This window comes from Pseudomonas sp. A214, from assembly GCF_900156295.1.
GTDB classification, from domain to species: Bacteria; Pseudomonadota; Gammaproteobacteria; order Pseudomonadales; family Pseudomonadaceae; genus Aquipseudomonas; species Aquipseudomonas rhizophila.
The window spans coordinates 3,379,008-3,391,719 of the sequence record NZ_LT707062.1 but is presented as its reverse complement, the minus strand read 5'-3'; the positions used below and the strand labels follow the sequence as shown (position 1 = coordinate 3,391,719).

At 57.4% G+C, this 12,712-nt stretch carries 11 protein-coding genes; 2 read left to right on the top strand and 9 right to left on the bottom strand.

All coding sequences use genetic code 11. The features are described 5' to 3' along the window. The gene (locus BW979_RS15190) at window positions 1-909 is read right to left on the bottom strand and encodes a LysR family transcriptional regulator (RefSeq protein ID WP_076384225.1); all 909 of its coding nucleotides are present in this window, start codon (window positions 907-909) and stop codon (window positions 1-3) included. A 231-nt stretch (window positions 910-1,140) separates the two neighbouring features. Between BW979_RS15190 and BW979_RS15185 the strand changes: the two genes are divergently transcribed. Then, window positions 1,141-1,635 (top strand): DoxX family protein, encoded by a 495-nt coding sequence (locus BW979_RS15185; protein ID WP_076384223.1) that lies wholly within the window; start codon window positions 1,141-1,143, stop codon window positions 1,633-1,635. A gap of 84 nt (window positions 1,636-1,719) precedes the next feature. Here BW979_RS15185 and BW979_RS15180 read toward each other — a convergent pair whose 3' ends face one another. The 7 genes from BW979_RS15180 to BW979_RS15150 all read right to left on the bottom strand — a co-directional run bounded on the left by BW979_RS15180 (window position 1,720) and on the right by BW979_RS15150 (window position 9,725). Continuing rightward, on the bottom strand, window positions 1,720-2,937 hold the full coding sequence (locus tag BW979_RS15180; RefSeq protein WP_076386622.1) for an alpha/beta fold hydrolase: 1,218 nt from the start codon (window positions 2,935-2,937) through the stop codon (window positions 1,720-1,722). A 156-nt stretch (window positions 2,938-3,093) separates the two neighbouring features. Continuing rightward, a complete protein-coding gene (locus tag BW979_RS15175; RefSeq protein ID WP_047225599.1) occupies window positions 3,094-4,098 on the bottom strand; it encodes an alpha/beta hydrolase fold domain-containing protein in 1,005 nt (334 codons plus the stop codon). Between the two features lie 84 nt (window positions 4,099-4,182). After that, a complete protein-coding gene (locus tag BW979_RS15170; RefSeq protein ID WP_047225598.1) occupies window positions 4,183-4,500 on the bottom strand; it encodes a DUF4387 family protein in 318 nt (105 codons plus the stop codon). 1 nt (window position 4,501) lies between these two features. Then, on the bottom strand, window positions 4,502-5,869 hold the full coding sequence (locus BW979_RS15165; protein ID WP_047225597.1) for an acyclic terpene utilization AtuA family protein: 1,368 nt from the start codon (window positions 5,867-5,869) through the stop codon (window positions 4,502-4,504). Continuing rightward, window positions 5,866-6,894, bottom strand: a complete 1,029-nt coding sequence (locus BW979_RS15160; RefSeq protein ID WP_047225596.1) for a phosphoglycerate dehydrogenase — start codon at window positions 6,892-6,894, stop codon at window positions 5,866-5,868. Before BW979_RS15160 ends, BW979_RS15165 begins: the two co-directional genes overlap by 4 nt. 53 nt (window positions 6,895-6,947) lie before the next feature. Further along, on the bottom strand, window positions 6,948-8,345 hold the full coding sequence (locus tag BW979_RS15155) for an OprD family outer membrane porin (RefSeq protein WP_076384221.1): 1,398 nt from the start codon (window positions 8,343-8,345) through the stop codon (window positions 6,948-6,950). A gap of 90 nt (window positions 8,346-8,435) precedes the next feature. Then, window positions 8,436-9,725 (bottom strand): CitMHS family transporter, encoded by a 1,290-nt coding sequence (locus BW979_RS15150; protein WP_076384219.1) that lies wholly within the window; start codon window positions 9,723-9,725, stop codon window positions 8,436-8,438. 336 nt (window positions 9,726-10,061) lie between these two features. Between BW979_RS15150 and BW979_RS15145 the strand changes: the two genes are divergently transcribed. After that, window positions 10,062-11,261, top strand: coding sequence for a citrate synthase (locus BW979_RS15145; protein ID WP_076384217.1), 1,200 nt, complete (start codon window positions 10,062-10,064; stop codon window positions 11,259-11,261). Here the strand turns inward: BW979_RS15145 and BW979_RS15140 are convergent. Further along, window positions 11,258-12,634: an MmgE/PrpD family protein gene (locus tag BW979_RS15140; protein ID WP_172833793.1), complete on the bottom strand. Its 1,377-nt coding sequence runs from the start codon at window positions 12,632-12,634 to the stop codon at window positions 11,258-11,260. The genes BW979_RS15145 and BW979_RS15140 overlap by 4 nt on opposite strands. Window positions 12,635-12,712 lie beyond the last annotated feature (78 nt).

Genomic DNA, 12,712 nt, shown 5'->3' with positions numbered 1-12,712 from the left:
TCAGGTCAGCGGGCCAAAGCGTTCGGCATACAGGGCACCCACCCACTCGACAAACACCTTGAGTCGTGGAGAGAGCTGGCGGTGATAGGGATACAACACCGAAACCGGGAGTCCTGGACTGGGCCAGTCACCGAGAACCTCGACCAACTCCCCTGACGCCAGGTATTGCTCCACGCGAAAGCGCGGCACCTGGATCAGTCCACAGCCGTTCAACGCACAGCAGCAGTAAGACTCGGCGTCATTCACTGAAATCCAGCCCCCCGGCTCCAGCTCGACCACTTGGCCGTCAATGACAAAGGTGAACGGGTAACGTATGTCATGATTGCTGGCAAAGAAGCCCACGGCCTGATGTTCAGCAAGCTGCTGTGGAAACATAGGCGTGCCGTGTTCGGCCAGATAGCCGGGGCTGGCACAGACCACTTCAGGCATCAACGCCAGCCGCTTGGCCACCAGCGAAGAATCACGCGGGTTACCTGCACGGACCACGCAATCGACGCCTTCGCTCACCAGATCCACCAGCCGGTCGCCGCAGCTGATGACCAGGTTGATTTGGGGATAGCGCCGATGAAAATCCTGGATGTTCGGCAGGATGATCCGAGTCGCATGGGTCCCGTGCAAATCCAGACGCAAAGTGCCGCGCGGATTCGCCACGACCGTGCTGAGTGAAGACTCGGCGTCCTCCAGATCTGCGAGCACAGCCTTGCATCGCTCATAGAAGGCCTGGCCGTCGAGTGTCGGCCGCACCCGCCGGGTTGTACGCTCGAGCAGACGCGCACCGAGTTGCCGCTCCAGTTCCTTGATGGCCAGCGTAGCTGTGGCCCGCGGGATATTCAGACCGTTGGCTGCACGAGTAAAACTACCTTGCTCGATGATGCGAATGAACAGTTGCAAGGCATCGAATTTGTCCATCGTGTGACGCCCTTTTATTGGTGAGAGATGAACAGTCTTACCCGCGATGCCTGACTAATCCACCCCATCGAAGCAACCAGTATCACTTTCACGACGGTGCAAGGTCCAGCGTAGGCCGATTGTTTATGGCAGGTGAATGGTCATGGCAGCCCCGTCGATTTATCCATCGCCAGGAAGACACCACACTGTCCCCGTCAACCTTTTGATAAACGACTCCAGGACATCATTCAGATGAAACCGACATCTCATGCTCCCAATGCTGAACAGCCCTCGAAGCTGGTCATCCCGGCCCTGGGTATTTTTTATCAATGGGGCGAGCCTCTCGCCTATGCAATGCTCAGGTTATGCCTGGGGATCATCATGGTGACCCATGGCTTGCCCAAGCTGTTGGGAACTTCACACGGCTCGATGGCGGATCCCATGGCGGGTTCGATTCACTTGATCGCAAACGTGCTGCATTTGCCATTCCCCGCGCTATTGGGTCTGTTCGTCGCCTGGCTTGAAGGTTTGGGTGGGTTGCTGCTGGCGCTAGGGTTGGCCACCCGGCCATTGGCGGTGGCGATGGCCATACAGATGGCGGCGATCGCTTACATCCTTGGCCCGAACTGGCCCTGGATAGACCGTGGCATCGAATACCCGGTATTGATGGGCTTTCTTTTCACTTATATCGCCTTCAAGGGGGCCGGTCGTCACTCACTGGACCGCCTATGGGGGCGTGAATTCTGACGCCTTCGCAGCGCTTATCGACCGGCATCGGCTGACAGTCGATAAGGATGGCGGTTAGATGATGAGCGAAGGATTCACCCGTGTTCAATCATCGTTGAATGGAGCGCTCGGATCCCTTTCACCCGGCGCCCCAGGTCGCTGGATCGTGGCGCAGTTCGAATCATAGCCCTGCCCCTCGAGTTGGGCGCGTGCAAACGCAAACGCTTCATTCAACGAGCCGTGCATCACCCCGTCATGCCCCAATCCTTCATAGGTTTTCCAGGTGACCTGGTTTCCAGCCGCGCACAGCGCCGCCGCCACCGCATACTGTCGTACCGGGGTGATGGTCTCATCGGCCTGGCCGGTGGCAATCAGCAATGGAAAAGCGATCGTTGCCTGGGGCATATCGGTCGTGGGCGTGCGCAGAGCGCTCAACGCTTGCGCACTGATGGTCAGCAACTGCGAAAACGAACCGATTTTCAGCTCCCGCGACTTGAGGGCAATTTCCCGCGTACAGCTTTGCCGGGCAACGTCGAGAAGCTGCAGCCCTTCAGGCGTCAGTAGGTCGTCTATTCGGGGCGCGTTGTCGCGTAACCCGCCAGTGGCCAACGACAGGAAGATCGTATTGGAATGGCGCGCCTCAAGCGCGATGGGCCCGTCGGGGAATGTACTATTGGGCGCTGTGATAACCGCACCGAGAATATTGAGTTCAGGTGCATAGCTGGCGGCGAGTATCGACGCGCCCAGAGCGGCGCCGCCCCCCTGGGACTGCCCCGCCAGGATCGTGCGGTTGGCAATCACACCGGGCTTGAGTGCACGAGCGGCACGAACTGCATCCAGGACAGAGCTGCCTTCGGCCTGCCAGACCGTATACGGGTGAGGCCCTGGCCCCCCCAAACCTTGATAGTCAGTTGCCACGACGGCGAATCCGCGCTCCAGCCAACGATTGATGTACGCAGCGTCACGCGCTCTGAACCCGGTCCACGAGGGCGCGCATATGTCGGCGATCCCCAGCGTACCGTGGGCCCAGGCCAAGAGCGGCCAACCTTCAGACGGAGCAGGACCACTCGGCAGGAACAGCGTGCCGCTGACAGGCACCTGGCCTGAGTGCCAACGCTGGTCCGTGGAACTGTAGAGCATGCGTATGGTTTGCGCCGCGGCTGGCACCCGCTCCTGCGGTTTGAGCGTTTCGCTCCTCAGCAAGACACCGGAAACAGTGGGCATTGGATCCTGCCAGCGATAAAACGCAGAAAGCTCCATATCACCTGCGGCACGCCCGACCGGAAGTTCACCGGCAGCCATTGCGTTGAACGCAAGGGTCATGATGCTCCCAAGACAGATCCGCGTCACAAGTGAAGAAGCAAGGGTTCGAAGAATCAGCATTTAGCGTTCGCCTCATGATGAAGAAGGCCCCAGCACAATGGTCTGGAGACCACGAGAGTCAGTGTTCAGGATCAGGATGACTGGCCGGACGGCGCACTACGCCAGTGCCTGACGCAACGCAGTGGCTTGGGTGAAAATCACATCCCGTACGACAGGTGCAACTTCATTGAATCGCAGGAACCCGTGGGTCATGTTCGCAAGGACTTCCAGGTGCGTCGCCACACCGGCAGCGTGCAACTTATCCGCCAGCTCACAGTTTTCGTCGTACAACGGATCAAGTTTTCCGACGATCAAGCGCACAGGCGGGAGCCCAGCCAGATCAGCGGTGATCGGCTGCACCCGCCAGTCATCTTCATCCTCGGCCAGGTAGCTCGCCCAATAAGCGCTCATCGTTTTGGCAGACAAGTTTTGCCCGCCATACCCACCGAGTCTCTGCCACGAATCGGAAGAAACGCCTCGGGAATAGGAGCCGTAGTACAGCATCAGCTGTCGCACCGCATCCATTCCAGCGTCGCGCAGCGCAAGGGCGGCGCCCAGGGCCAGATTGGCGCCCGCCGAGTCCCCACCCAGGGCATACCCCCGCACAGGACAATGAGTGATTGTCCCCAGGTTGATGACCCTGCTGACTATCGACACCACCTCGTTAAACGCCACTGGAAAACGGTATTCCGGCGAGAGGGCATAGCCGATGGACAACACCGCCAAGCCGCTGTCACGCACCAACTGGCGCAGAGGAGCGTCCCAATCGGCGAGTGCTCCGTGTCGAAACCCGCCGCCGTGACAATAGAACAGCAGCAAGGGCGTCTCATCGTCTTCCGGCCAATACAGCTTGCACGGAACAACCCGACAATTGACCGAAAACTCCAACATGCGCTCGCAGGACAAAGGCACACTGGGTCGCGACGCCCATGCGCTGATTCGTTGCAACTGCGCGCGAACCTTCTGAATCTCTCCTTCGACGACAGGAAGCAGACCCAGCTCGCGTAACGTCGCCGCGACGCTGACCAGGTCTGGATGAACCTCGTTAGGATCGACGAGCACCACGTCTGTCCCCTCACCGCCCACTTTCGGGTTGTCGCACTTCTCACCGAGCCTGGACATCGCCACCTCTGATTATCGGTTGTCTGCCGCCACGTTGAACAACGGCGCCATTAAGAGCCTGCCTTGATGAATGGCTGGCGCTGGTCATTGTTCGGATTCCAGGATCGCGTCCCTCACCATGAAGGCCCATTGCGCGCCGTGCATATCACGATCCTGCAGAGCCCCCTGCACCACGGGACGCGGCAGGCTGATCTTGATCACATTCAATGCATCGATCCGAAACACGCTGATCGACTCGACGGTCCGGCGAAAGAGCTGAGCAATGGCCGGCGCTTGCAGTTTCGGTTCGCCCGCCAGCTGGGCAAAAACATCCGAGTCCTGACAAAACACATCAATGGTCAAAGAAAAGGGGCCGGCGTTCTTGGAGCGGATTTCGTAGCCGAGTGCTTCCATGGTATTCATCTCACGCCGCCTCAATGGTTTTCATGTCAAATCGAAAAGGTGCCAACGGATTCGCCACGACCATCACATGGCTGAGCACGAACTCATAAACCACTCCCCGGTCCATCGAGGCTGGAGAGAATGGAAACGCATGGGTGGGCAGGTCTTTGTCACCTGGCAACGGGAAGTGCAACAGGTAAGGATTGAGCAAAGCGACGATGTCTTTCGTGCGTTCGGCAGTTGCGGAAGTCGCCAGGGCCATGACGCCTATTTCCACTGGGGTGGCGGATCGCGATTCAAAATCCCCCAACGCCGCGTTCTTGCCAATCGCGCGAAACTGCAGGTCGTAGTCGCCCGATCCGATATTCAGATGTTTTTCTATTCGCTGGCGCATCACCGAATCGAGACAGGCGAGCCATTCATCGAAGCGCTCAAGGTACTCGGTGTCCCGGACAATACTCATGACAACCGATTGAAACCCGCAAGGCGCCGCACCTTCCAGCTTGACGGTGTAGTCTTCACTGGGTTTCCAGATCGAGCCTTCTACCCGCACCGTTCGCTCGTCGATCGCGGTGTACACAGCCCCCTCGACATCCAGCACACCACCCGGCTCGACGAGCACGTAGGGATTGCTGTTCTCATAGAGCATGTGAGCCATCACCGATCGTGGCGTAAGCCGGGCACCCTCACCAATCGCCTCGATGGTGAATCCCGTTTCGTCAATGGTTGCCATGACCACGGCCTGGGCGGGTGTGGTGGTACAGGATGCGCCACATTCTAGAATCTTCCCGGCGTGCCAGGCGGCCCCTGGATGCCCCCCTCGCATGATCGGGAGCGACGCCATGACGGCGGTGTCCGTGGAGCGACCGGCCAGGATGATGTCCGCGCCTTCCTGGAGCGCATGAATGAAGGGTTCCACGCCCATGAGCGCGACTATTCGAGAACAGCGATCCACCAAGGCATCATCAATAAAATCAAGCTGCAGCGGTTTGATCCGCTTCTCCAAAAGTGCTGTTTTCACAGAACTTGCTGGCTGCTCGCTGTAGATGCCCGCGATACGTACGGTCTGCCCCAGCTCTGCCGCGACCTCCTCACAGAGCCCGCGCATCAAATCGACACCCGCGTCGGAACCACAGGTTCCGCAGCTGCCAATGATGAGCGGGATCCCCAGCTTTTCCCGGGCCTGCATGAAGACCCGAAGCTCTGCGCGCAATATCGAAGCAGAAGACTTCGTCGTGCCAGTACCGAGATAGTGCGGACCCGAGTCGGTGGACCCCGCATCCATTGCAATCACATCGGGACATTCCAGAAGCGCCTTCTCAAACGCATCTCTCGGGAATCCGGTGCCGATTGCACCCGTTGGCGTAAGCACCTTGATCTTGACGTTCATGTATTTTCCTTTGCAACGGTATGTCGACGGCCGTCTGCGATGACACAGTGCCCAGGCGGGCTCCGCCCTTCCAGGACCGCCACCACACACTGGGCTGCAATTAAATTGGTGCGATTCAAGCCTTCCACCGTAGAGGCGCCGGCATGGGGGGTCACGACCACGTTGGGAAGTTTGATGAGCTGCTCTGTCACTGCCGACAGTGAAGGGTCGGACTCGCTTTCGAACACATCGAGTCCTGCCCCGGCGATGTCTTCCTGTTGCAGGGCTTTCAACAGATCCGCGTCGCGCACCAGGCCACCTCGGGCGGTATTGATCAGCACGGCGCCAGCTTTCATCGACTTTAAAGCGCGGCTGTCAATCATTCCCCGGGTCTGCGGGTTAAGGGGGGCATGAAGCGTAATGAAGTCACTTTCCTGAAACAGGGTCTCCAGATCTACGAAGCAGCTCTGCCCCCCGTTGGCTTTTTGTGAACTGTCTGGGCGAGGGGCATAAATCAGGGGTTTGACTTCGAACCCGGCGAGGCGCAGCAAGACGCCTTTGCCGATTCTGCCCAATCCGACGATTCCGACCGTTTTGCGATACAGGTCACCGCCCAAGGGAATGCTCCAGTCGTTGGCAGACAGCCCCGCCTGACATTGTTTTAGCTTGCGACACACCGCGAGCATCAGCGCAATCGTATGGTCAGCGACACTTGCATCATTTCCACCGACGGCGATCGTTGCGACCTTTCCGGCCGCTTCCACCGCCACCGTATCAATGCGCTCATACCCCACGCCACGGCGGGAGATCACCTTGAGCCGAGGGAGCGAACCGAGCAGGCTGGCCGTCACATTCGCGTGCCCTAAAATCCACCCGTCAGCGTCAATCAGGAGGTCGATCAATTGCCGCTCACTCAAACTTCCGTCGGCAACTCCCGGCGCAAGTTCTGCGATGATGACTTCACAACCGCAATGCTTGAGAAAATCAAGGGTCGCCGAATCAAAAAAACGTTGTGTGACGACAACCCGATGACGAGTTTTAGGCATCGCGCACCTCCCGACATAGTTTAAATAACCCGTATTCCATGAGCACACTCCACTCAAAACGCATAATCCAGGTACACCCGGGCTTCTGAGCCATTGACAACGTTATTGGGTTGGGCGGAAACAAGCGCAACAAAATCCTGGTCGATTCTGTAATCGAGATAAATCAAACCAACGGAAAGGCCGGCGTACTCTTTGTCATCGAATCGATAATAAACGCGGTATTCGTTTTGCCTTTCCCAAACATCCGTCTTCTGACCACTGAACGGGTTCACGGCGTCAAAGTTTCCCTGCTTATAGAGCGCCATGACTTTAAACCCATCCAATGACGCCCCCAAGAGTGAAATACCGCTCAGGTCGTACTCGGCCCCTAGCTGCCAGGTTCTTTCACCATGATTGTTGAAATCGTTGCCGGAACGGGTCCACGCATCCATTCTCCCGTCCACGTTATCCGCGTGATCGAAGTAGGCGTAGCCAAGGTTGCCATTACTCAGTTCGGCGTGTGTCTCGGAGAAAGAAACACCCAGGCGCAACTTATCGAGCAATAAACCAAGATTGACGTTTAACCACGTGGCCTCTTTATCATAGGCCGCGTCACCGGCGGACCAATCTTGCTCCCACAGCCGTCCCGCTTTTTGGAACTGATAATACTGGGTGTCTAAAATGACCCCTGCCGTTTCACCGATAGGTGCCTGCAGGGTCAAGCCATAACGGGTATTTTCATTGAAGTCCTTTGACACACCACGGGCATAGCTCAACTCAACGGCCTTTAGATCGTAGTTGACCCCATAGGTGAAGACGTTGCTTATGTCCTCACCCGACTGGCTTAGCAGCTTTCCAAACGCCTGCCTGTCCCGCGGAGAACTTCGATCGATATAAGCCGCTTCGAAAGCCATCGTTCCGGGTAGCGGGCCGATGCCCACGTCAGTCAAGTTGAAATGGGCACGCGCGCCCTGATAGGAACCCGGCACGAGTCGCGTGTCATTGCTGACCAGGGTGCCCGCGTCAAATCGACCTCGGCCTATTTGTGAGTCTGCGTTCCATCCCTCGCCGACGTGGCGCAACTTCAAGTAACTTTGCCCGACTTTTGCAAAGCCACCGTTAGAACCATCGTCATTATCAAACAGGTCGCGGCTGTCCTGCTCGGAATCGATCATTGCCACACCGTACAAGGATGCATCAAAGCCTACGACGCCGCCCCAGTAGTTAGAGTTGTAATCCAGGATCGCGCCGACCCCTACCCCACCTAATTCGGAGCCAGTCGAAAACCCGCCGAAGCTGTCCTCAATCAGGTCGTTGGATATTCGCGTATTGATGTACATGGATCGAAGATAAGCATTCAACTTGCCTTCATGCTGAAATCTATCCGGATAGCTGATACTCGCAGAAAAACAACTGCCCGATGCAAACAGCGTAGCGAGATATGTCATTGCGACGGCTTTAGTCGATTTCATGATCACCTCAATTATTATTTTTATTTTCTCAATGAGCAGGCGTGAGCTGGCACTGCTTTAAACAAGCAGTGCAGGGATACAGGTGGATCTTTAAATAATTGCTCTTGTAACGATGGCGGTTGCTATGAGCGTGAGGCTGCTGCCGATTGCCCACAACAAGCAATATCTTTGCATCTCGCCCATGTCCCGCTGGATAATCCCGCTGATGAGATAAACAGCGGCAACGAGTGGACTTAATGCGTGAACCGGTTGCCCAAGCACCGAGGCGCGGGCGATGTGCATCGGGTCTATGCCATATTCCGCGCCCGCCGCGCCAAGCACCGGCAAGATCCCAAAGAAGAACGCGTCATTGGAAAGCAGGAAATTAAGCGGCAGCGCGACAAGGGCGGTAATGATGCTGAAGTACTGCCCGCCGCCATCAGGAATCATCTGCACGATCCGCGCCGACATCCCATCGACCATTCCCGTGCCGGATAGAATGCCAGTGAAAACCCCTGAAGCGAATATCAGGGCAATGACCGTCAACACACTGTCGGAATGAGCGGCGATTCTCGCTTTCTGGTCCGCCAAACGTGGATAGTTGATCAGCAACGCCAGGGAAAACCCCACCATCATCACCAGGGGTAACGGTGCCAGTCCTGTACCCATGGCGTACATCAGCGCGGCCGTGAGTGCCAGGTTGACCCAGAACAGCCTGGGGTTTTGCGTGGCCGATTCGATAAGGGGTAGAGGCAGCTCTTCAGACACAGTGTCCTTTGCCATGGGCGTCCACCCCAAACGGCGTCGCTCTTTGCGGCCTATCCACACTGCCACGATGAACGCGTAGGCCAGACCTGCAAACATGGCGGGTACAAGGCCCAGGAATATCTCGCTGACATCCAGATGCAGCGCGCTGGCAGCCCGTGCTACCGGCCCACCCCAAGGGATGATGTTAACCACCGTATTGGTCAATAGAAGCATCAGTGCAAGGATGAGCGGGTTCATCCCAAGGCGAAGGTAAAGCGGCAAAAACGCCGTTGTCACGATCAGCACCGTCGTAGCCCCATCCCCATCGAAGGAGATGACCGACGACAGCAAAGCGGTGCCGAGCACCACACGAAGGGGGTCGTTTCCCACATAACGCAAAATCCGGCGAACCGCGGGTTCGAACAGCCCGGCGTCGAACATGATTGCGAAATACAGGATTGCAAACATCAACATCAATGCCGTTGGTGCCACTTGCTGGACGCCTTCCATCACCATGCCGCCCAACTCCGGTCCGGCGCCGCTGGCCAGCCCGAAAGCGATCGGGATGAGGATGAGCGCCGTCACAGCAGAAAGTCGCTTGCTGATGATCAACGCCATAAACGTGATGACCATTGCGAAACCTAACCAAGCCATGCCTATCACCTTTTCTTGTTTTTTTTATCAATGTCGTAGCAAATCAATGTGAACGACCGGCCACTCCCGAGGAATCTACATAGGGGAGAAAACCCTGTAAATCTTGATTTTTTTCGTCAACATCCCGCAAATACTGGGGCAAACGTGGTCGTTAAAAGATATCTCAGGGAAGTTGGTCGGATTTCGATGCCCGCGTCCGTCGGTCCCTCTGTGTAGACCGTCCATTGCTGACTCCCTTTGAAAACACGACGAAATGGATATCCTGGTAGACATTGACGCAAGGCAGGTATATTTAATGAATATGTACAACCCCCCATCAACCTGTTCGGATCCGTCATGCCTGATCAAGAAGACCTTTACCTTTCGGCAGAAGAAGCGGCTGGAATGCTGGGGGTCAGCCTTCCAACCCTTTATGCCTACGTCAGCCGGAAGAACATTCGGTCCGTCAAGATCGCCAATACGCCCAAGCGTCGCTATTGGGCCGAAGACATCCAGCGCTTGGTGAAAAGCCCCGCGGGGCACGCTGCAAAGCGCTCGTCGTCATCGGACAGCGCCATTACATTGATCACCGATGACGGCCTCTTCTACAGGGGGCACGACGTCGTCGAGCTCGCCGACCACGCCACGGTCGAGGAGGTCGCCGGATTGATGTGGCAGGTGCCATCGGCCTTCGGACCGTCGCTGCCGCGCGCGCCGAAGGATAGCGTCAAACTGCTGAAGATCTATGAGCACATGTCAGCGCCGGAGAAGGCAATTGCGCTTTTCCCGCTGGTTCAAAGGGAGAACCCCAAAGCCTTCGATCTTTCCATCGACAGCTATGCACGCACCGGCGCCGATGTCGTGAGATGGTTTGCCGCGTTGGTCGTGGGCGCGACCCAACCAAGCACACAACCCTTGCACGAATTCATTACCCAGGCCTGCGCAGCCCCGCCAGCCCACGCCGATCTGATCAGGCGTCTTCTGATCCTCAGCGTCGATCATGAACTGGACCACGCCACTCACAGCGTTCGCGTTGCCGCCACGACCGGCGCCACCCCCTACTACGCAGCGATCGCGGGACTCGCGGCCGCCAGGGGTCATAAGATCGCCTATGGCAGAAACGAAGCCGCCAGCAGGATGATCGAGGAAATCTGTACAGCTACCGATCCCACCCAACCGATATTGCAACGGTACAGTCAGGAGGGGCACATCATCGGGTTCGGACCTAATGTCCACTCAGTCAGTGACCCACGTGCTACCAATCTGATGAAAGCGTTGACCGCTGCCTTCGAGGGCGACCCCGAATTTGCCAAGCTGCAGAAAGCTTTTTCGGTCGCCTCGGAACTCGTCGCATACCCCCCGGAGTTCATTCTCCTGGTGAGTTTCATCGGTAGAAAGCTTGGGTTGCATCGGCAGGAAATCGCACTGGCGGGTGTCGGAAGATTGATCGGCTGGATAGCCCACGCCAGCGAGCAATACAACCAGCATCATGACGCTCGCCCCCGCGCTCGGTACACGGGGACTCTGCCAAGAGCGACCCACCTCGCCAGTGACTAGACAGAAGCAACCATGGCCGCAAACAGCGATGTGAATTCGGATTGGTGTTGAAGTTCAGCCACATACCCAAGCACCTTGGCCTGCGCCGACTCTTCAAGATGAGGTGAGGCCATCCTCCTGAATTTTCGTTCAAAATCGCTATCGGTCATCGGTGTTTCGACGGACCCCGGCCCGCTGATCATCTCGCTTACGACGATTTCGCCTGACACCAGCGTGGCGCTGACCCGGTTGGCAAGATGACGCGGAAACAACGCGGTGAGCGCGCCATCCTCCACCACGCTGATCTTGCCCATCAGGGCAACCACCATGGGATCAGCCATTTTTTCCGGCGAATAAGAGTCTATGGTGATGTCACCGTCGAGCAGCGCCCGGGCCACGTTGTAGGGCAAGCTGTGATCCGCCGTCTCTCGCGTTTTGGGCAACCATTTTTCAGGGGTGTCAGCCAACACTCGACGGTTGAACTCGGACGTTTGGATAACGATGCAAGCGATATCATCGAGATCGTCAATCCGGGCACGTATGTCCAGGGCTGCCCACACCGCGGTATGCAGCTCACCGTTGGTGGGAAAGGTCTTGGTCAGGGAGCGCCGTATAGCGTAATCACCATTCTCGGGCGTACCAAAACGATCCGTATCCAGGTCGAACGGGCCTGAGACCAATTTAAAGAACCCCATGTCCCCCTCGAACACCGGCGACGGGCCTGTCATGCCGTGACGCGATAGCTGGGCAGCGAAGATCGCATTACGTGCAGCGTTTGCGGCCGAGCAGCCCTTCCAGTCCGACAGGGATCCACTGCGAACCTGGCGCATGGCCAGATGAGCGCTCAACGCTATATTGATTGCCTGTGCGGTCTGCGCCACATCCAGCTTCATCAGACTGGAAGCCGCCGCGGCCATCGCCACATTTATGTAATTGACGTGGTCCCAGCCGCGCTTGTTCAGGCTGGCCGCGTCCTGCAGTCGCATCTGGATCTCATAGGCCAGCACAATGGCCGAAATGAGTTCTGCCCCGGTGGCCCCCTCGGCCTCTGCTAGCGCCAGGCAGGCCGGAATATTGTCACTCGGATGGCCCGGCTCCAGCCCCATATAGCCATCGTTGTAGTCCAGGAAACGGACCATCACGCCATTGGCAAACGCCGCTATCTCTGGCGTTGTTTGGATAGTTGTTCCGAACACGCTGGACGCCTGCGCGGGATTGGCAACCGCATAACACACAGCGGCATTCACAGGCGCCGCTCCGTAGGCCCCCAATATGCACGCCAGACTGTCAATGAAGCGCTGTCGCACCAACGCGATGATCTCTTCGGGCAGTCGCTGATGCCTGAATTTATGCGCGTACTCTGCAAGTTGCAGCGCAATAGTCGTATTGCTCATGGTTGCCTCTGTTCTGCACCAGGGTTGGGTCTGCGCCGATGGCGGCGACGGCATCACCTGTTGCCAGGTGACGCGTGC

Excerpts from the sequence above, each read along its gene's own strand:
- BW979_RS15180 (WP_076386622.1), bottom strand. The coding sequence starts at position 2,937 with ATGACCCTTGCGTTCAACGCAATGGCTGCCGGTGAACTTCCGGTCGGG.
- BW979_RS15165 (WP_047225597.1), bottom strand. The coding sequence starts at position 5,869 with ATGAACGTCAAGATCAAGGTGCTTACGCCAACGGGTGCAATCGGCACC.
- BW979_RS15170 (WP_047225598.1), bottom strand. The coding sequence starts at position 4,500 with ATGAATACCATGGAAGCACTCGGCTACGAAATCCGCTCCAAGAACGCC.
- BW979_RS15175 (WP_047225599.1), bottom strand. The coding sequence starts at position 4,098 with ATGTCCAGGCTCGGTGAGAAGTGCGACAACCCGAAAGTGGGCGGTGAG.
- BW979_RS15190 (WP_076384225.1), bottom strand. The coding sequence starts at position 909 with ATGGACAAATTCGATGCCTTGCAACTGTTCATTCGCATCATCGAGCAA.
- BW979_RS15185 (WP_076384223.1), top strand. The coding sequence starts at position 1,141 with ATGAAACCGACATCTCATGCTCCCAATGCTGAACAGCCCTCGAAGCTG.
- BW979_RS15140 (WP_172833793.1), bottom strand. The coding sequence starts at position 12,634 with ATGAGCAATACGACTATTGCGCTGCAACTTGCAGAGTACGCGCATAAA.
- BW979_RS15160 (WP_047225596.1), bottom strand. The coding sequence starts at position 6,894 with ATGCCTAAAACTCGTCATCGGGTTGTCGTCACACAACGTTTTTTTGAT.
- BW979_RS15155 (WP_076384221.1), bottom strand. The coding sequence starts at position 8,345 with ATGAAATCGACTAAAGCCGTCGCAATGACATATCTCGCTACGCTGTTT.
- BW979_RS15150 (WP_076384219.1), bottom strand. The coding sequence starts at position 9,725 with ATGGCTTGGTTAGGTTTCGCAATGGTCATCACGTTTATGGCGTTGATC.
- BW979_RS15145 (WP_076384217.1), top strand. The coding sequence starts at position 10,062 with ATGCCTGATCAAGAAGACCTTTACCTTTCGGCAGAAGAAGCGGCTGGA.